This is a genomic window from Mesorhizobium sp. M0571 (assembly GCF_040320985.1).
GTDB lineage: Bacteria > Pseudomonadota > Alphaproteobacteria > Rhizobiales > Rhizobiaceae > Mesorhizobium.
In genome coordinates this window covers 1-18,357 of sequence record NZ_JAMYQT010000076.1, presented here as the reverse complement: position 1 = coordinate 18,357, position 18,357 = coordinate 1, and the positions used below count along the sequence as shown (strand labels likewise).

Sequence of the window (18,357 nt, the reverse complement as noted above, 5' to 3'; positions counted from 1 at the left end):
GTGCATCGGACCCCGTTCCTGAATCTGGTAACTCTTTGTCACAAAAGAAGTTTCTCAGATTCTTGGGGCCGATGCACCCCTTACCTTGAGATATTCAGGCTAGCCGCCAAAACCCAAATCACTCTAAAACGACCGAGTTCCGACCCCTTGCAGTCGATCAGTTGCGAGCGTCGCATGACGCGATCTGACCCAAACGCGACCTTCCGGAGCCGAATTCTCTTCTTGAAAGCCGACATTGGCCGGAACCAGCACTCGTGACCCGCTGCGGACATGGGTGAGTTCACGACCGAATGGCGGCTAAGCGCCGCATGCCTGTCATTCCACGGCCCTGCCCCTCCTCCAGAAGCGGACCATCAATGGTGCTAAACGGCACGACCAAAGTGCCGCCAACAAAGGCCATCATCTCTGCACCCAGAAGGGTACGCTCGCGTCGAAGTAGCTTGGGACAATAACCCACTTCACTTCTTTGCTCGCCTGAGCGCTCACGTTATCCTCTGTGACGCATGATCATGATTAGTCGATAACTCGGCGGTTACGGTGTCGTGTTATGTACTGACCTGGATAGGTGGCTGTCGGGCAAAGGTCGGGGCACATGTTGAACGTTGACCTTTTGTCGGGCGCGCGGCCATGATCGCTGACATTCCGCGAATTAACATCGCTGCAGTATGACTGAGCCTTTTCAAACCTTCCTGCGGCGTTGCGTTTCGGTCGATCTGGAAGTGGACGTTGCAACCGCTACAGTTTTTGGTTTTGCAGCGGTGCACGACGATGATCGTCCCCCAATCGTGTCGAAGAAGCGCGATTTCGTAGCGGCCCTTGATCGTCTGGAAGCAGAGTTGGCCGAGGCCGCGCATCTGATCGGCCATAACATCATCCGGCATGACTTGCCTCATCTGGTCGCGGCGCGACCTCGGTTGGCAAATCTTTTTCGATCACCGATCGATACCTTGTGGCTCAACCCTCTCGCGTTTCCGCGCAACCCCTACCATCACCTGGTCAAGCACTATCACGACGGTCGCTTACAAGCTGGTCATGTCAACGACCCGGAAATGGACGCGCGGCTGGTGTTCCAGGTGCTGCGCAATCAGTTAGCAGCCTTGACGAAGCAGAATGCCGACCAGCCCGATGCGTTGGCGGCATTTCATTTTCTCACCACGAGGATGGAAACCCCAGGCGGGTTCGACGCGGTGTTCCAAGAGGTCCGGGAGGCTCCGGCGCCCGACCCTTCTGCGGCGAGGCAAGCGATTTCCCGGCTGCTAGCGGGGCGCGCCTGCGAGAGGCGGGTCGAGCAGACGCTGAACCGCCTTTCGAGCCCGCAACTCGGATGGCCCATGGCCTATGCTTTGTCCTGGATCCTGGTTGCGGGCGGAGATTCCGTCATGCCGCCCTGGGTGCGGGCGCAGTTCCGCGAGGCGGCACTGATCGTGCGGCATCTGCGCGACACCGATTGCGAAAGCCCGGAATGCGCCTGGTGCAGCGAGAAGAACGACCCGATCCGCGCGCTGTCGCGCTGGTTCGGGTTCGATGCCTTCCGCGCGCAGCCGGTGGACGACATGGGCCGCCCCCTGCAAGAGCGAATCGTCGATGAGGCGATGCGCGGGGCCAGCATCCTCGGGATTCTGCCCACCGGCACCGGCAAATCGGTCTGCTACCAGATCCCCGCCCTGTCGAAATTCGACAAGACTGGCGCGCTGACAGTGGTGATCTCTCCGCTGGTCGCGCTGATGGCCGATCAAGTGCAGGGCATGACGCGGGCCGGCATTTCCTCGGCTGTCACCGTCAATGGAATGCTCTCGATGCCCGAGCGGCAGGATGCGCTGGACCGTGTGCGTATGGGCGAGGCGGCAATGCTGCTGATCTCCCCCGAGCAATTGCGCAGCAACTCGGTCCGCTCGGTCCTAGCACAGCGTGAAATCGGACTCTGGGTGCTGGACGAGGCGCATTGCGTGTCGAAATGGGGCCACGATTTCCGGCCCGACTACCGCTATGTCAGCCGCTTTATCAAGGAATCCTCCGGCGATGAAGCGCCTGCTCCGGTGCTCTGCCTGACGGCCACCGCCAAGCCCGAAGTGGTGCGCGACATCCGCGACCATTTCCAGTCACGTCTGGAGCGCGAACTGATGCTGCTGGACGGCGGCGCGGTGCGCACAAATCTGAGCTTTGAAGTCCGGCCCACTCAGCGCGGTACCAAGCTGGCCGATATCCTCGATGTGATCGAGGCAAAACTGCCACAGGATGGCGCTTCGGGTGCCGTAGTCTATTGCGCCACCCGCAGCGAGACGCAACGCGTCGCCGATTTCCTCAAGCAGCAGGGTCTGTCGGCGGAACGGTTCCACGCTGGGCTGACGCCCGAGGAAAAGCGCGATATCCAGGAACAATTTCGCATCGGGGAGCTGCGGATCATCGCCGCGACCAATGCTTTCGGCATGGGGATCGACAAGCCCGATATCCGGCTGGTGGTGCATGGCGACGTTCCGGGTTCATTGGAGAACTATCTGCAGGAAGCCGGGCGAGCCGGCCGCGACCGCGCCCATGCCAATTGCGTCCTGCTGTTCGCCGCCGAGGATGTGGAGCGGCAGTTCTCGCTTTCGGCCCGCTCGCGCCTGGCCCGGCACGAAATCGGCGCCATCCTCAAGGCCCTGCGGAGGCTGGACGACCGGATGAAGAAGACCGGCACCGTGGTCGCCACGTCGGGGGAAGTCGTGCGAGCCGAACGCGATCAGGAGTTTGAGCGCGACAGCACCACCGACGACACCAGGGTGAAAACCGCCGTGTCCTGGCTGGAAGGGGCGACGCTCCTGAGCCGCGAGGAGAACCGGGTTCAGGTCTTCCCCTCATCCCTCAGGATCCGCAACCTGGAGGAAGTCGAGGCGATCTTGGCCAGGGCCGCGATCACAGGCACCCGGCGCAAGCAGCTTCTGGATATCACCCGCCACCTGATGAATGCGCCCCCCGATCAGGGCATTTCCACCGATGAGCTGGCCGGGGTCAGCGGTTTGACGGGCGGCATGCTAATCAAGGCAATAGCCGATCTCGAGGCGCTCGGGATCGCCCGCAACGACGTGGCGGTCACGGTCTTTGTCCATGTTGCCGTCGAGGGGCATTCGCAGCAGCGGCTGGCGCAGGCCGCACAGCTTGAAACCGCGCTGATCACCCTGATGCGCGAGGCCGCCCCCGATGCCGAAGGTGCCGGAGGCATTCCCCTGCATCTGCCCGAAACCTGTCAGGCGCTCCGCAATCAGGGGCACAGCGCAGTTCGACCCGACATCGTGGAAAAGCTGCTGCGCAGCATGGGCCGTGACGGGCGCGATCAGGATGGTGGCAAGGGCAATCTGCGCCTGCGCAAGGCTTCGCGCAACACATTGATGGTGACGCTGCAACGGACTTGGCAGGCACTGGAACAGACGGCAAGCTTGCGGCGGCAGGGTGCAGAACTGTTGCTGAGGCATCTTCTGGAGAAGCTGCCGAAGGGCAGCCGCGGTAAAGACATCCAGGTCGAAACCACGATGGGCGATCTGCTCGCCACCCTGACCGCAGACGCCCTGCTGCGCGGCAGCGGCATTCAGGACATGACCAAGCTGATGGACCGCGCACTTCTGTGGCTGCACGAGCAGGGGGTGGTGACGCTGGGTAAGGGGCTGACGATCTTCCGGCAGGCAATGACGCTCCATCTGAACCCTTCGGGCGGCCTGTTTACAGTGAAGGATTTTGTACCCCTCGAAGAACACTACGCCGAGCAGACGATCCAGACCCATGTGATGGCGGCGTATGCCGAAAAGGGTCTTGCCGCGATGGATCAGGCGCTGCGGCTGTCCGAGGACTACTTCGTGCTGGAACGCGACGCCTTCCTGCGGCGTTGGATGCCCGGCAAGGGCGGCGAGATCCGGCGTCAAACCACCAGTACCTCGTGGAAGGCCATCGTGGAGGGGCTGGACAATCCGGTTCAGCAAGAGATCGTCAAGGACGATGACGAAAAGTCCAGTGTATTGGTCCTGGCAGGACCGGGGTCGGGCAAGTCGCGCGTTCTGGTGCACCGCATCGCTTACCTGATCCGTGTCCGACGCGAGGATCCGCGCGGCATCCTCGTGCTGACCTACAATCGTCATGCCGCCGCCGAGATCAGTATCCGGCTGCGGCACCTGATCGGCGATGATGCAAATGCGGTGACCATATCCACCTGCCACGCCCTCGCCATGCGACTGGTGGGAGCCAGCTTTGCCGGCGCGGCGAGCGAGTCGCATGACTTCGACGGGGTCGTCATGGAAGCTGTGCGCCAGCTGAACGGCGAAGGCCTCAGCAAGCTCGAGGCAGAGGCGCAACGCGAAACGCTGATCCAGGGCTATCGCTGGATTCTGGTGGACGAGTACCAGGATATCGGCCCTGAGGAATACGCACTGATCTCCGCCGTCGCGGGCCGCTCACTGGGCGATAGGGAGCTTCAACTCAGCCTTTTTGCGGTGGGCGATGACGACCAGAACATCTACGCCTTCTCCGGTGCGTCCATCCGCTTCATCCGCCAGTTCGAGGCCGACTACAGTGCACGACCGAAGTTCCTGATTGAGAACTACCGCTCGACCGGACATATCATCGCGGTGGCCAACACAATCATTGCGCCAGCCGCTGACCGCATGAAGGCCGGTCACGACATTGCCATCGATCGCAAGCGCAGCAAGACGCCGCCCGGTGGCGAGATGGCGGCGCTCGATCCGGTGGCCCAAGGGCGGGTGCAGGTGCTGGACTGTCCATCCGGTGATGTGGTGCAGGCGATGGTCGCAGTGGATGAACTCGTCCGGCTGTCGCGCTGTGACCCGGAGTGGAGCTGGGCCCGGGCCGCGATCATCGCGCGCGACTGGCGTCGGCTGGCTCCGGTGCGGGCCTATGCTGAAACGCTTGGCGTTCCGGTGGAGATGGCAAACGAGAGCCTGCCCAGCATCTGGCGTCTCCGCGAGATGCAGTATTTCATTGACGCCCTGCGCCGCGATGCTACCCGTCTACTGACCATCCAAAATTTGGTCAATGTGCTGAACGCGATACCGTCCAACCGCTGGACGGACCTAATCGCCGAAGGCATCGCCGCGCTGGCGAAAGAGCTTGCGAACAAGACCATGACCGTGCCGGACCTTGTCGAATGGTTCGCTGAATGGGCCAATGATGCGCGCAGCGATCAGCGCGCACTGCTACTCCTGACGGCGCATCGATCCAAAGGTCTGGAGTTCGATGATGTCGTCATCCTGAATGGCGGGTGGGACAGGCCTTCCAAAGGCGAGGATCCCGATGCGCCGCGCCGCCTGTTCTATGTTGCTATGACCCGAGCGCGACGCAGCCTAGCCATTATCGCGGACGGAAGCCATCCATTCGCCTCGCAGGGCGCAGAGCATGTGCTGCGCCGAGCCGCGCCAACCATCGGCGCTGACGTCGCTCTTCCGACTGCGCTGTACCAGGTGCCGAACCTAAAGACCGTCGACCTGTCATGGGCGGGGCGTCTTAGGCCGGGTCATCTCTCGCTGGCCGCCATCTCGGCCGCAAAAGTGGGAGACCCAATCCACATCGTGCGCGATGGCCCGTCCTGGATGCTGCAGGATGAGCAGGGGCAAGCACTCGGACGAATGGCCAAAAGCTGGTCGCCTCCCCAAGGCCTCAGCTTCGTGCGCGGCGAGGTCGGCGGAATCGTGCGCTGGCGCAAGTCCGACAATCAGGAAGAGTTCCGGGCGCACCTTCATCGAGATGTCTGGGAAGCGATCGTACCCGAGCTCGTATTCGGCTGATGGTGAGACTTTTAGCGTTTTCAGCCTGAAAATCTGCTTCGCGCGCCGCAACGCTGGAAGCTGCCAGTCTGCTTTTCGGCCCATGCATTTTGGTCGTTCAATGACCACTGTACGTATGGCCGCTCGTGGCGCGATCGAGCCGGCCGGGGCATTGGCTTGGATTATACCGCGATGGGGCGTTCTACGTGTCAATCGGGTGGGGGAGTTCACGTTACTGGCCGTCGATCCAAACGGATAAAGAGCGCCCCAAGAACGGACATCCAAATCCCAAGAGTAGCCTTCGGCGTTGTCCTAGCCTAGTGTCGGACCGCCGATCAAATGGACACGCCCAAGTGGCCGAAGAACTGACATACAAGGATGAAGCTGCGGCCGGTTACGACCGCGCCTTCGCGCACGTCACGACACACTTCGTACCCTACCTACTTCGCGCGGCTCACATCGCGCCGGATATGCGCGTCCTCGACATCGCCGCAGGCACAGGTCTCGCAGCCGAAGCGGCCCTAAATATCGTTGGCCCAACCGGCCACGTCACTGCCGCCGACGTGTCGCCCGCAATGGTCGAGAAGTCGCGCGGACGCCTTGGCACGCAAAAAAACGCGTCGGTACCGGTCGAGGATGGCCAGGCACTTTCATTTCCCGACGAAAGCTTCGATGCGGTCGTGTGCAGTCTCGGACTGATGTTCTTTCCCGACCCGTTGCGCGGGCTTGCCGAGTTTCGTCGCGTACTTCGTCCCGGTGGGCGCGCCGCAGTTTCGGTCAACACCGTGCCAGAACGGTCCTATAACAATCGCATCAACCTCGCCGTTGCACGGCATGTGCCGTCGTTGGCGGCGGCCGCTGCCCGCGTGTTTTCGCTTGGCGATGAAATGAAATTGAGGTCCCTGTTCGAGGCTGCGGATTTCCGGGACGTGGAGATCACCACCGAGACGCATCGCTTCGTGTTGCCTTCCTTTGACGTATACTTCGAGCCCTTTGAGGAAGGTGCGGGATCGCCTGGGCAAGCATTGGTCTCGCTTTCTGTGGAGGCGCGCAGAGCCGTGCGCGAGGAAGTACGGCGCGACCTCGGAGACACCGGCGGCCCCATCGAGGTGGAAGTCGAATACAGGTTGGCCAGCGGGCGACGATAACGGCTGCGCGCATGACCGCTGTGCGTTCCAACTTGTGCCGTTGTGTGCTCGAAACTCAGCGACCGGAACGGGTCGACTCAAGCCGCTGCGTGAAGGGCAGCTTTTGAGAAGCGCCATGAATGTCGCGAAATGGCGCTACCTGCTCATTCCGATTGACGAGAAGGATGGCAACATTCCACCCTAGACGGTAGTTTGGCATGACGGGGGCGGTTGAAAACTTGCCGAGTCCGCGTGCCGGCGGGCCTGCGGGGCTCCCACGCGGAGAATTTTTTTCCTATGTCATGAAAAATCGCGGCCGCCCTGCGCATGAGCCCACCGAAACCAGCCGGCGTTTCGTCGAGGCGCTGGCCGGAATCGCGGTTTCGCAGGCCGAGATCGCCACTGCGCTCGCGATCACCCTGCCTACGTTGCGAAAGCATTACCGGCGCGAACTGGATCGAGGCGCGGCAACAGTCGAAGCCAGACTCGTCGGCCATCTGTGGCGCATTGCCGGCGGTAATGACGGCACCGCGTTGCGGGCGGTCATGTTCGCGCTTCGCTGTCGGTTCGGATGGTCCGAGTTCGCGCCGCCACCTAGTCGCTGAACCGGAAGCAGTGGGAAGGGCAAAGCCTTCTCCGCCCGGTAGCCGTCCCGAAAAGAGGTCGGCGGCCCATCTTTCGATGGGCGTTGCCTGAACCCGCCGACCCTGCGGATTGCCAAAGCGCCCCGCGATTCGGAGCTTTGCCGGAACGAAGGTCTGCCGTCCACCAAAGTAGGCGTGTATCCGCGCCCCACAGGCGGGCATTTCCGCCGCCCGGTACTTTCCGCGCCCAAGCCCGCCGCGCGCCCTGACGGGCCTGACAGGCGGGAAAGCGCGGCGATTTCCATTCCCGGTCCGGGCGCGAACTGGCTTTGGGTGGTTGCCGATTTATTTAGCTGCTTGGTAGCACGAGCTTCCGGTACCCTGCATGTCGGAGTTGAAGTAATCAACGCAACGCATCGTCAGCCGGTCGCCCTGTGTCGACGTCCACCAGTACGAAACCACAGCCTGCCGGCCATCTGGCCATGAAAGCCCTGCGGCTCCGCTTTGCTGCCATCCCGCCGCAGCGAGCTTGGCGGAAGTCATACCAGACAGCGTTTGCCACTCCTGAGCTTGAGCACCTGACACGGCAGCTAGGATAACCGCAGCAATAATGTTTTTTGCCAATCTCATCATTTCTGCCCCCGCCCGCAGCTCTCCCCCATAATCGGTGATGCCGATGCCGCTGGCTAGGCGGCGCGCTCTGCGGCAAAGCGGGGCCATTACCGCCGCGTCGCCAAGTGCCACATGCCGGCGAGATCGTCCAGGCACATGCGCAGCATGTCGGCCGCCGTCAGCCGTTCGCGCTTCCCGGCCGTGATCTCGTGTAAGGCCATCCCCTGACCGCAAACAAGCGCCACGAGCCGATAGCCGCGGTCGCCGAGCAGCGACCGGCATTTCCTCAATTCCTCCCCGGCTGCGATCTGCCGCTGGCTGATGCCGTCCGGCATTTTGCCACCATCCACGACGACTCGAGCCGGATCGATCGAGGAGAGGGCTTTGCCGGCCATGGCCTCCCATAGCGCGCGGAACCGCTCGGCCGCCTTTATCTGCGCGGCGTCGAGCGCACCGCGCGCGGCAAGCGTCGTGATCGCGCTTTCGCGGACATTGACGGCGGCCGGGATCGTGCGCGGGTTGCTCGCGTCCTCGCGATGGGCGCGGCTGTAGAACGGGTTGGGGACGACGGTCGGGCGGAGCTTCGTTTGCGACGGCGAGGCCATGGCTGGAACAATGCCATGCCAAGCCCGAATCGTCACCCGGCTTGTGCCAGCGGCACCACGTTGTCGGGCCGTTCCTTGCCGTCGATGATCGCCTGCAACAGGTTCGCCCATGCGCCGAGCGCGCGCCTCTTATCCGGCAGGTAATCGTTTAGATCGTAATGCATGCCGGTTACAGCCGCCGCGCCGCCGGTGTCAGCGGCATGGGCGATGACTTGGCTGACGATAAAGCGCGGAATGCCGATCCGCTCGCCGGTAATGGCGGTCGCACCGCTTCTGCGAAAGTCATGCGGCGTCGCACGCGGAAATTTTAGCGCCGTCACGATCCGGTTCATTGCGCGCGTGAATGCCCGCCGGTCCATCGGCACCTCGTCGTGAGATCGGGGTGACTGAAACACGAATTCCTTGCCGCCAATCATCTCCTCGGCCTCATCGAGCAGGGACAGGGCAAGATCGGAAAGCGGCACCAGATGCGGTCTCTTGCCTTTCATCCTTGCCGCCGGAATCGTCCATGTGCGCGCCTTGCGGTCGATCTCCATCCAGCGCATGCCGACGACCTCGCCGCCGCGTTGAAGCGTTACCAGCGCCATGCGTAAGGCAATGCCCATATCCTCGGATAGGACCAGATCTTCGATCTGTCCCGGCCTTTCGCATGCCCGCCAAAAGCTACGCAATTCCTCGTCGGAAAGCACCCTGTCGCGCGGCTCGGAATTCACCACGGCGATGCTGTTAGCCGGATTGTAGTCGATTAGTTCCTTGTGAACGGCATAGCTCAAAAGCTGGCGCAGGATGTTGCGGCAATGCCGTCCGGTCGATTTCGCCTTGCGAGTCTGCTTCGAAACGAAATCGGCAATGTCTTTGCGCTTGATATCGGCCACCGGCGTATCACCGAACTGCGGCTTGACCAGCTTTTCATAGACGCGCTTTTCCTCGGCAAGGGTGCTCGGGCGTTTCGGTTTGGCCTTCACTGTGGCGCGGTGCAGCCCGAGGGCGGCGTCGGCGAAATAAGCGTCAGCCAAGCCGGCGAGGCGGTTCATGTGCTTCCGCTGCGCATCGGCCTTGGCCTCCTTTTCCACGCCGACGATATCGACCTTGCTGGCAACTTCGCCCTTGATCTTGCGAGCCAACCCACGTGCCTTTGCCAAGCCGACGCTTGGGAACGGGCCGATTGTTTTTCGGCGGTGTTCACCGGCATTGTTGACGTAGCGGATCGACCACGACCGCATGCCGCTTGTGGTGACACGGAATAGCAATCCCGGTTCGTCGTCATCGCGCAATTCGAGGCGATTCTTGCCGGCGCCCGGCATGGCGTTCTTAAGAAGATCAGTGGTGAGTTTTGTCATTTTCCTGTCCTTCATCGCCCCTGATTTCGGCCCCCAGATTTGGGATTTGGGAATGCGCACTTGGGTTTCCCTTTATTTGCCCCCAAGGGGCCGGGGGCAAGCTGGGGGCAAGTCAATCCCGCGCCGCCTTGCATTTTATCGCATAGTTGCGCACGAAATTGAACAAGGAAAATGTTGAAAATTCAATTAGATATGCACGTCCTCGCATTTCGGCGCATATTCTCGCGCATGGCTTTTCCTAGACTACGAATCTGGGGGTCAGGAGTTCGAATCTCTTCGGGCGCGCCAAATACCGCCGTCAGCCGCCGTTTCCTCGGCTCGCGCCGCCCCCGGTACTCTGGCGCGACAGGCTGTGCGGCCAATGGCCGAATGCGAGTTCGAATCTGGCCGCTTCGCGCCTCCATTTCCGCCATTCAGACCACCGTTGCAACTTCCCGAAAGCTGACGGTCTGCTAAGCCGGCACTAAGGCCTCGAATGGGGTTGTAGCGGTTACGCCGCCGGTCACAGGTCCTGGAACACCGCCCAAGGCGTAGAGGTTTGGACTGAGCTGCTGCCGGTTCGGTGGACAAGAGGTTAGGCTAGGTTAGCTTGCCTCTTTGTATTCCACGGGGCTCAGATAGCCCAGTGTCGAGTGTCGGCACCTCGGGTTGCAGAAGCGCTCGATATAGTCGAACGCATCCTCGTCTAGGCTATCCGCCCGCGTGGTCGTTGCCACCGTGCGCGGCGACGAACATGGCGACGGCGGACCGGCAATAGGATTCGATTTCGTTGTCGTCCTCTGCTCTCGCCTGATCGAAGCGTGCGATAATCAGGAGATCGGATCCTTTGATAAGCGCGGCAAACAAGCGGGCGGACCGGAGAGGATTGGGCGCGTTCAGAACCGCCTTCGCGTGCAACTGACGCAACAGGGCCTCGATTTGGGCGATGACATAGGCGGGGCCGGCTTCGTAATGGAGCTTGCTTAACGACTTTTGATTCGTCTTGTCGGCCATGATCATGGCTTCGACACTGCGGACGTCCGGGCTCAACAGCGTGCGAAGCAGGGATGTTCCCACCGCCATGAGCTGATCTTCGGCCGAACCGTCGACGCGTTCAGAAAGGGCCAGTGGTGCAAACTGATGGCAGTGGGCCTTGATGGCCGCGCCGAATAGGGCCTCCTTGTTCTCGAAGTGCCGATAGATGCTGAGCTTGGATATCTTCGCCCGCTGGGCGACCTTGTCCAAGGTCGTCGCTTGAAAACCCAATTCCACAAAGAGTTCGAACGCGGCGTCGACGATCGTTTGGCCAAGCGCCTCGTTGGCGGGCCGGCCGCGCCGGCCCTGGCTAATTTCGGTCACGGTAATTCTAGTCCTTGACAGTATCCTAATTCTTGAATTACGATACCACGCAGTGTCTAAAATGTGCAAGCCAGGCCCAGCCCAACCACAACACGGAGCCCATCACCATGGATGACGTCATCATCATCGGCGGCAGCTTTGCAGGTCTCGCCGCCGCGCTGCAGCTCGGCCGCGCCCGCCGGAAGGTCACCGTTCTCGATACCGGCCTGCCGCGCAACCGCTTCGCCGGCCACTCGCATGGCCTGCTCGGCCACGATCACAAGCCACCGCTGGACATCCTGGCCGAGGCGCGGCAGCAGCTGGCGCGCTATCCCACGATTAGGCTGGTCAATGCCCGGGCCGACAGCATCTCCGGCGCCATCGACGATTTCTCCGTCGTCACTGGCGATGGCGAAAGCCTTGGGGCGCGCCGCCTGATCCTGAGCTATGGCGTCGTCGACCAGATGCCTGATGTTCCGGGCTTTGCCGAAGGATGGGGCACGTCCATCGTGCCCTGCCCCTATTGCGACGGCTTTGAAGTCGCCGACCAGCATTGGGGCCTCGTCTGGTCCGGCCCGCAGTCGCACAATCAGGTCAGGCTGTTCCACGATTGGACCGACAGGTTGACGGTCTTCACCGATGGTCACGACATTCCGCCTGATATCCGGGCCGATTTGGCGCGCCGCAACTTACCTGTCGTCGATGGCCGGATCATCGAGATCGCCCATCGCGGGGGCCATAGCGCCACCGTCAAGCTCGATACCGGCCCCAATGTCTCGGTTGACATCTTGTTCGCGCATCCGCGCAACAAGCCGTCCGCAAGCCTGCATGAATCACTGGGCCTCGCCACGGTCAATACACCCCTCGGCATCGCCCTCAAGGTCGACGAGCGCCGCGAAACCAGCATGCCCGGCATCTACGCCGCCGGCGACCTCGCAAACCCCCTCATGGCCTCGGTCACCACGGCAATATCGCACGGCGCGCTGGCGGGTATCTCGGCCCAGCAGTCGATGCTGGTTTGAGAGCACAGATTGGAGGATGAGCATGGCCGTCGAACCGGACAGCGCGGGTGTGCGCTTCCCTCCGCCCTTCCTCTATCTGGGAGCGCTGCTGTTGGGGCTGGCGGCGGAGCGGTTCGTCACCCTCCGCTCTTTCGGCATCGACTGGCGGTTGCTGGTCGCGACGGGCGCGCTGCTGTTCGTTGCCGGCGCGGCGATGATGCTTGCGGCGGCGGGGCTGTTCCGGCGGCTGGGCACCAACGTTCCGCCGTCGCAGCCAACGACCCTCATCGCAACGACCGGTCCTTATCGGTGGACCCGCAATCCCATGTATCTCGGCATGGCGCTTATCTATTCCGGCCTTGCGATCGGCTTCGACGGGCCGATCGCGTTCGCCTTGCTCCCGTTGGTGCTGATCGCGATCCAGACGCAGGTGATCGCCCGCGAGGAGCGCTATCTCGAAGCGAAGTTCGGCGACGACTACCGCCGCTACAAGGCCGAGGTTCGCCGCTGGCTCTGACTATTCCGCCGCTGCCGCCTGCGGGGCGTTCTGATAAACCAGCACCGGCTTCCTTGCCGCGAGCTATCACATTCTGAAGGTTGCGGGCCGGTGTCACGGAAAACCGACTGGCCGGCTGACCCCGCAGTGCACCCGGCGCCTGAGGAGACGCGCGTGTCCAAAACCAGAGACGCCGAAGCCAGCATCAGCATCTCTCGTCCGCTCTTGGAGTAGCGGTAACCAAGAGCGGACAGACGGCCGCCGGCCAGATCTTCCCTTAAGCAATAGCGTCCACGCGGAAATGCGGCGATGAGGAACGGAGGGCGGCGGTCCCAGGTGGTTCTAGGGTAGCACAAACGGCGACACATATTCGTTATGTTTGTCCTGCGCGGGGCGCCAATAAACCCATGTCCGACCCTGGGACATAGTGGACTGCGCCTCGTGGGTGAGACACTAATTAGGGACAGTTCTCCAGGTTTTGGATTGCGGCTGGGGGATCCTGGCGCAATCATGTAAGGCCGGCCTCGAGCGTGAATGCTGGCGCCGGTGGCGGCCGGAAGGTCGCGAGGAGTGAGCACCATCCCTTCTAAAAGAGGGATGGTCCGTTGATGCTACTCAGTCGGCCTGCTTAATCTCCGGACCTGGTTCTGTCGGCGGAGTTGGCGTGCAATCTTGGCCGGTGCATTCCTGCACAGGATTGTTCGCCGGCGGGAGACAGTTTTGGCCTTCACAATGAACGGGCGGCTGCGCTGTTGCGGCTTTGTTGTTCGGCGGCACAGGCCGATCCTCAGCGCGAACAGCCGGCATTCCAAGGTCGATCATGGCCGTGCACAAGAGCGCAATCCGAAGCAAATTCATTTCCGCCTCCGCAACTGACAGCGAGATGCAGACTACACCTTCGAACTGCGGCCAACATCCTGTCACCCGCGAACGGCGTTAACAGCGCGTTTCATTGCTGGTTAGAAGGGCGCGCCGATGAGATCGAGCGTTGTCCTCTTCCTGCCAAAACAGCGCCAGAAACAGGCGTTCGGCCTGAGGTGACTGAAGCCAACCTTCCGATTTCCTGTACACTTGTTCGAAGGGTTTGAGGTGCCTTAGGGCTTTCGCATATTCGAGGTTCTTCAGGTCTTTCACGGGGGAACGTACATGACGGCATTCAACAGCGTCCGCTTCCAGGTCAAGCCGGGTAGTGAAGATGAATTCGTCGAACTGTTCAGCAGCGCCCCGCGCAATTTCGAGGGATTGCGGAAGATGGCTCTCATCAAATCTGGAGATGGCGCCTTCTTCTCGATTGGAGAGTGGGACACTTTCCAGCACATGGTCGATGCACGGCCCAAGATGCTAGGCAATCTTGAGCGGTTCCGGCACACGTTGCAGCAGCTGGAGGGCGGATATACGGATGCTGTTTCCGGCGAGGCCGTCTTCGAGATGGGCGGCAGGAGCGGCAACGGGTCGATATAGTATCTGCATGTCGGAAGGCTCGTCCCGCCGCCTCGGCCCCGTCACCGAAACCGCACATTCCCCCTCGAAAGCTCGGCCACCGACCTGCAGCCCATCAGCCGCATGCCGCGTTCGATCTCGGTTCGCATCAGGCCGAGCGCCCGTTCGACGCCGGCCTGTCCGGCCGCTGCGAGCGGGAAGAGGTAGTAGCGCCCGAGGCCGACGGCCTTGGCGCCCAGCGACAGAGCTTTCAGGACATGGGTGCCGCGCTGGACGCCGCTGTCGATGATCACGTCGATCTTGTCGCCCACCGCGTCGACGATCTCCGACAGCTGGTCGAAGGGACTGCGCGAGCCGTCCAACTGCCTGCCGCCATGATTTGACAGAACGATGCCGGTGCAGCCGATGTCGACGGCCTTTCTCGCGTCGGCAACGCTCATGATTCCCTTTAGGCAAAACTGGCCGTTCCAGAAGCGCACCATCTCTTCGACGTCCTTCCAATCCAGCGATGGATCGAGAATCTCGGTGAAATAGCGGCTGATGGAAAGCGCTCCGCCGCCGAGATCGATATGCCCATCCAGCTGCGGCAGGCTGAATTTTTCGTGCGCCAAATAGTCGATGGCCCATCTCGGCTTGATCGCAAACTGCATCATCCCGCCGGGCGTAAGCCGAAAGGGGATGGAAAAGCCGGTGCGCAGGTCGCGCTCACGGTTTCCGCCGGTGACGCTGTCGACGGTCAGCATCATCACCTCGACGCCGGCTGCCTTGGCGCGCTCCATCATGGCGCGGTTCAGGCCGCGATCCTTGTGGAAATAGAACTGATAGACCTGCGGTATCCGGTGCTTGCGGACTTCTTCCAGGCTGACCGTGCCAAGCGAGGAGACGCCGAACATCGTCCCGAATTTTTCCGCCGCCGCGGCGACGGCACGCTCTCCGCTGTGGTGAAACAGCCGCTGGAGAGCCGTTGGCGAGCAATAGACCGGCATCGCCAGTTTCTGGCCCATGACGGTGACCGACATGTCGATCTGCCCGACGCCGGCAAGCACGTTGGGGACGAGATCGCAGTCCTCGAACGCGGCCGTGTTGCGCCGCAGCGTCGTCTCGTCGTCGGCGCCGCCATCGATATAGTCGAAGATCGGCCCCGGCAGGCGCTGTTTTGCCAGCCTGCGAAAGTCGTGAAAATTATAGCAGCTTTGCAATCTCATGGACTCAATCGGGTCTATGCCGGGCGCGATGTCAAGCCTGTGCAATTGTCGATCGCCGGCCCGCCTCGCCTCACCGCGCCACGGCGCCCACCGACTCCCGTTCCACCAGCGGGCACTCCAGCTTGGTGATCGGATACCGTCCCCGACCGGGCGGAGCCGGCACTTCGAGCTGCTCGATCGCCCATTGCCCCATCGCCATATGCGGCAGGATCGACGTCGTCAGCGGCGGGAACAGATGCCGCGCGATCTCCTCGTCGTCATAGCCGACCACCGAAATATCTTGCGGGATGTGCAGGCCGGCCTCCTTCAGCGCCTCGTAGCAGCCGATCGCGGTGCGATCGTTCTGGCAAAAGATCGCAGTCGGCCGGTCCTTCAGCGCCAGCAGCTTGACGGTCGCGGCATAGCCGGCGCTCGCCGACCAATCGCCTTCGATGACCAGGGCCGGGTCGAACGGAATGTCGGCCGTCGCCAGCGCCCGGCGGTAGCCCTTCAGCCGGTCCTGCGCCGCTTGCATCCAGGGCTCGCCGGTGATGGTGGCGATGCGCCGGTGGCCATGGCCGATCAGGTGCCGGGTGGAGCTCTGGCCGCCGGCGATCTCGCTCGGCACCACGGCGGGTAAGGCATAGTCGGCGGTGTAGCAATTGAGCAGGATGACCGGCATGTCGAGGCCGTAGAGATAGTCCGGCGCGACGATCTCGCGGGTGAAGATAGTCATATAGATCAGCGCCGAAATGCCGCGCTTGGTCAGCGCCGCAATGGCCCGGGGCTCCATGACCTCGTCGCCCATGGTCTGCGCCACCAGCAGCACATTGCCGGCATTCCATGAGGCTTGCCGCGCCCCCTCAATGGCGACGACCGCCTCCGGGCTGGTCGCCAGTTGGTCGACGGCAAAGCCGATTACCCCGTCCAGCCCTTCGAATGAGGCAACAGGGGCTCGCAAGGCGGAAAACACCGGCGGCGCGTAACCGAGAGCCCGCGCCGCCTCGATCACCCGCTCGCGGGTTTGCTGCGACAGCCTGATGCCCGGCGTGTTGTTGAGGACGAACGAAACCGTCGCCTGCGAGCAGCCGGCGGCCCTGGCGATGTCGGTCATGGTGACACGGCCCTTGGGGTTTTTCCCCGACGGCTTGCGCCGCCTGGAGACATCGGGATCGCTGAGATCCGTCGGTTCGCTCATGGTTTCATGTTTCCCACCCCCGGCCCGTCTAACCGGATCTCGTCGCGAGCGGCAAGCCGGTCCGACATGCCGCGTTTATAAACGGAAATCAAATTTATCATTATTATCAATCGAATCCCATCGCCCGCCATACGGCGGCGCAAACGACAATCTCGCCACAAAGCTTGATTTCTCGCGGATTTCTGCCGCTGCGCAAGCCATCGACGGTCCGCTCGATCCCCTGGCGTCTCTCTGCTCCACGCGGCGGCCAAGGCCTTGCCGCTCATGGCAAGCGACGTTCCAACCAAGAAACTAATACTGTTTACTAATAACTCGCGACGTTCTAAAGTCAATTTGTCATGCCCGGCATGGATCATGCTGGGCGCGGCAAATCGAGCGTGCGACGCGATGTCTGGCGGCTCTCGGGCCGGCGTAAATGCGTCGCGCAATCACGAAAATGTCAGACAAATCGGACTATTTACTAACCGCAAACGAGTGTCTAGAGTTTGGATCGTGGCTGGATTGGCGCCGTTCTTTCGCTGCCGGAACCCTTGAGGAGGAGGGGCGTCCAAGCCGCAATCCGCAAATTCACATCAGCGACACGACTGATTCAAATGGGAGGTTGAACATGAAATCTGTGATACGAAATACGTCCGTCGCCGCCGCGGCCCTGCTGCTCGGCCTGTCCGTCACGGCAATTGCGCGCGCCGACGACAAGCCGACGCTGGCCTTCGTCGTCAACGGCGCTTCCGATTTCTGGAAGGCGGCCGAAGCCGGCGTCAAGAAGGCTCAAGGCGAACTGCCCAACTATAATCTGGAGCTCAAATATCCGGAACAGTCCTCGGTCGCCATACAGCAGCGCCTGATGGACGATCTGGTGACGGCCGGCGTGAAGGGGATCATGGTTTCGGCGGTGGACCCCAAGACGTCGACCGACGGGCTGAACAAGATCGCCTCGGAGACGGCATTGTTCACCACCGATAGCGACGCGCCGCAGACCAAGCGTGTCGCCTATATCGGCTCGTCCAATGTCGATGCCGGCAAGCAGGCGGCCGAGATCGCCAAGAAGGCAATGCCCGACGGCGGCAAGTGCCTCGGCTTCGTTGGCCTGCTCGGCGCCGACAATGCCAAGGAGCGCATCCAGGGCATGAAGGACGGCCTCGCCGGCACCAAGATCGAGCTGGTAGACGTGCGTGGCGACGACATTGACCAGGCCCGCGCCAAGAAGAACGTCGAGGACGCGCTGGTCGCCAGCCCCGACGTCACCTGCATGGTCGGCTTCTATTCCTACAACACGCCGCGCATCTATGAAGCGCTGCGCGATGCCGGCAAGCTCGGCCAGATCACCGTCGTCGGTTTCGACGACGATCCGATCACGCTGGGCGGCGTCAAGGAAGGCACCGTCGCCGCCACCGTCGTGCAGCAGCCTTTCGAATGGGCCTACAAGGGCATGAAGCTGATGGCCGCCTATCTCGAGGGCGACAAGTCGGGCGTTCCCGCCGACGGGCTGATCATCGTGCCGACCAAGATCATCGGCAAGGACGATGTCGACACCTACGCCGCCAACCTCAAGGCGATGTCTGGAAAGTGAGCGAAATAAGTTGCGCCGGCTCAGGGTCCGCCCAGAGCCGGCGCTTATATTTACGCGCCGTGCGAGGGCCCGCAGCTGTGTCTTATAAACAAATCCGCGCCCCCCCGACACGCAGAAATGTGGGTTTGCGGGGTGTGGG

At 62.0% G+C, this 18,357-nt stretch carries 12 protein-coding genes and 1 pseudogene; 7 read left to right on the top strand and 6 right to left on the bottom strand.

All coding sequences use genetic code 11. The features are described from left to right. The first annotated feature begins 665 nt into the window (after positions 1-665). The 3 genes from NKI85_RS35305 (at position 666) to NKI85_RS35295 (ending at position 7,476) form a co-directional block, all read left to right on the top strand. Positions 666-5,765 carry a RecQ family ATP-dependent DNA helicase gene (locus tag NKI85_RS35305; RefSeq protein ID WP_352780431.1) on the top strand — a complete coding sequence of 1,700 codons (5,100 nt, stop codon included), beginning with the start codon at positions 666-668 and terminating at the stop codon, positions 5,763-5,765. 332 nt (positions 5,766-6,097) lie between these two features. After that, positions 6,098-6,892 (top strand): class I SAM-dependent methyltransferase, encoded by a 795-nt coding sequence (locus tag NKI85_RS35300; RefSeq protein WP_352780430.1) that lies wholly within the window; start codon positions 6,098-6,100, stop codon positions 6,890-6,892. 281 nt (positions 6,893-7,173) lie between these two features. Further along, complete coding sequence (locus NKI85_RS35295) at positions 7,174-7,476, top strand: hypothetical protein (RefSeq protein ID WP_352780429.1); 303 nt, start codon at positions 7,174-7,176, stop codon at positions 7,474-7,476. Positions 7,477-8,174: 698 nt separating this feature from the next. Here the strand turns inward: NKI85_RS35295 and NKI85_RS35290 are convergent. From NKI85_RS35290 to NKI85_RS35275, 4 genes and pseudogenes are all read right to left on the bottom strand, one after another. Then, positions 8,175-8,672: a hypothetical protein gene (locus NKI85_RS35290; RefSeq protein ID WP_352780428.1), complete on the bottom strand. Its 498-nt coding sequence runs from the start codon at positions 8,670-8,672 to the stop codon at positions 8,175-8,177. Positions 8,673-8,704: 32 nt separating this feature from the next. After that, complete coding sequence (locus tag NKI85_RS35285; protein WP_352780427.1) at positions 8,705-10,012, bottom strand: tyrosine-type recombinase/integrase; 1,308 nt, start codon at positions 10,010-10,012, stop codon at positions 8,705-8,707. A gap of 584 nt (positions 10,013-10,596) precedes the next feature. Then, a pseudogene (locus NKI85_RS35280) lies at positions 10,597-10,692 on the bottom strand (IS3 family transposase); the annotation flags it as partial. Positions 10,693-10,702: 10 nt separating this feature from the next. Beyond that, a complete protein-coding gene (locus NKI85_RS35275; RefSeq protein WP_352525946.1) occupies positions 10,703-11,350 on the bottom strand; it encodes a TetR/AcrR family transcriptional regulator in 648 nt (215 codons plus the stop codon). A gap of 107 nt (positions 11,351-11,457) precedes the next feature. Between NKI85_RS35275 and NKI85_RS35270 the strand changes: the two genes are divergently transcribed. The 3 genes from NKI85_RS35270 (at position 11,458) to NKI85_RS35260 (ending at position 14,287) form a co-directional block, all read left to right on the top strand. After that, positions 11,458-12,351 (top strand): NAD(P)/FAD-dependent oxidoreductase, encoded by an 894-nt coding sequence (locus NKI85_RS35270; RefSeq protein ID WP_352525948.1) that lies wholly within the window; start codon positions 11,458-11,460, stop codon positions 12,349-12,351. A gap of 22 nt (positions 12,352-12,373) precedes the next feature. After that, positions 12,374-12,847: a methyltransferase family protein gene (locus tag NKI85_RS35265; RefSeq protein ID WP_352525950.1), complete on the top strand. Its 474-nt coding sequence runs from the start codon at positions 12,374-12,376 to the stop codon at positions 12,845-12,847. Between the two features lie 1,125 nt (positions 12,848-13,972). Further along, on the top strand, positions 13,973-14,287 hold the full coding sequence (locus NKI85_RS35260; protein ID WP_352525951.1) for an antibiotic biosynthesis monooxygenase family protein: 315 nt from the start codon (positions 13,973-13,975) through the stop codon (positions 14,285-14,287). 41 nt (positions 14,288-14,328) lie between these two features. Here NKI85_RS35260 and NKI85_RS35255 read toward each other — a convergent pair whose 3' ends face one another. Both NKI85_RS35255 and NKI85_RS35250 read right to left on the bottom strand, forming a co-directional pair. Beyond that, positions 14,329-15,471, bottom strand: coding sequence for an alpha-hydroxy acid oxidase (locus NKI85_RS35255; protein ID WP_352525953.1), 1,143 nt, complete (start codon positions 15,469-15,471; stop codon positions 14,329-14,331). A gap of 70 nt (positions 15,472-15,541) precedes the next feature. After that, positions 15,542-16,648: a LacI family DNA-binding transcriptional regulator gene (locus NKI85_RS35250; protein ID WP_352525955.1), complete on the bottom strand. Its 1,107-nt coding sequence runs from the start codon at positions 16,646-16,648 to the stop codon at positions 15,542-15,544. Between the two features lie 607 nt (positions 16,649-17,255). Between NKI85_RS35250 and NKI85_RS35245 the strand changes: the two genes are divergently transcribed. Beyond that, positions 17,256-18,218: a sugar-binding protein gene (locus tag NKI85_RS35245; RefSeq protein WP_352525957.1), complete on the top strand. Its 963-nt coding sequence runs from the start codon at positions 17,256-17,258 to the stop codon at positions 18,216-18,218. The last annotated feature ends 139 nt before the right edge of the window (positions 18,219-18,357 follow it).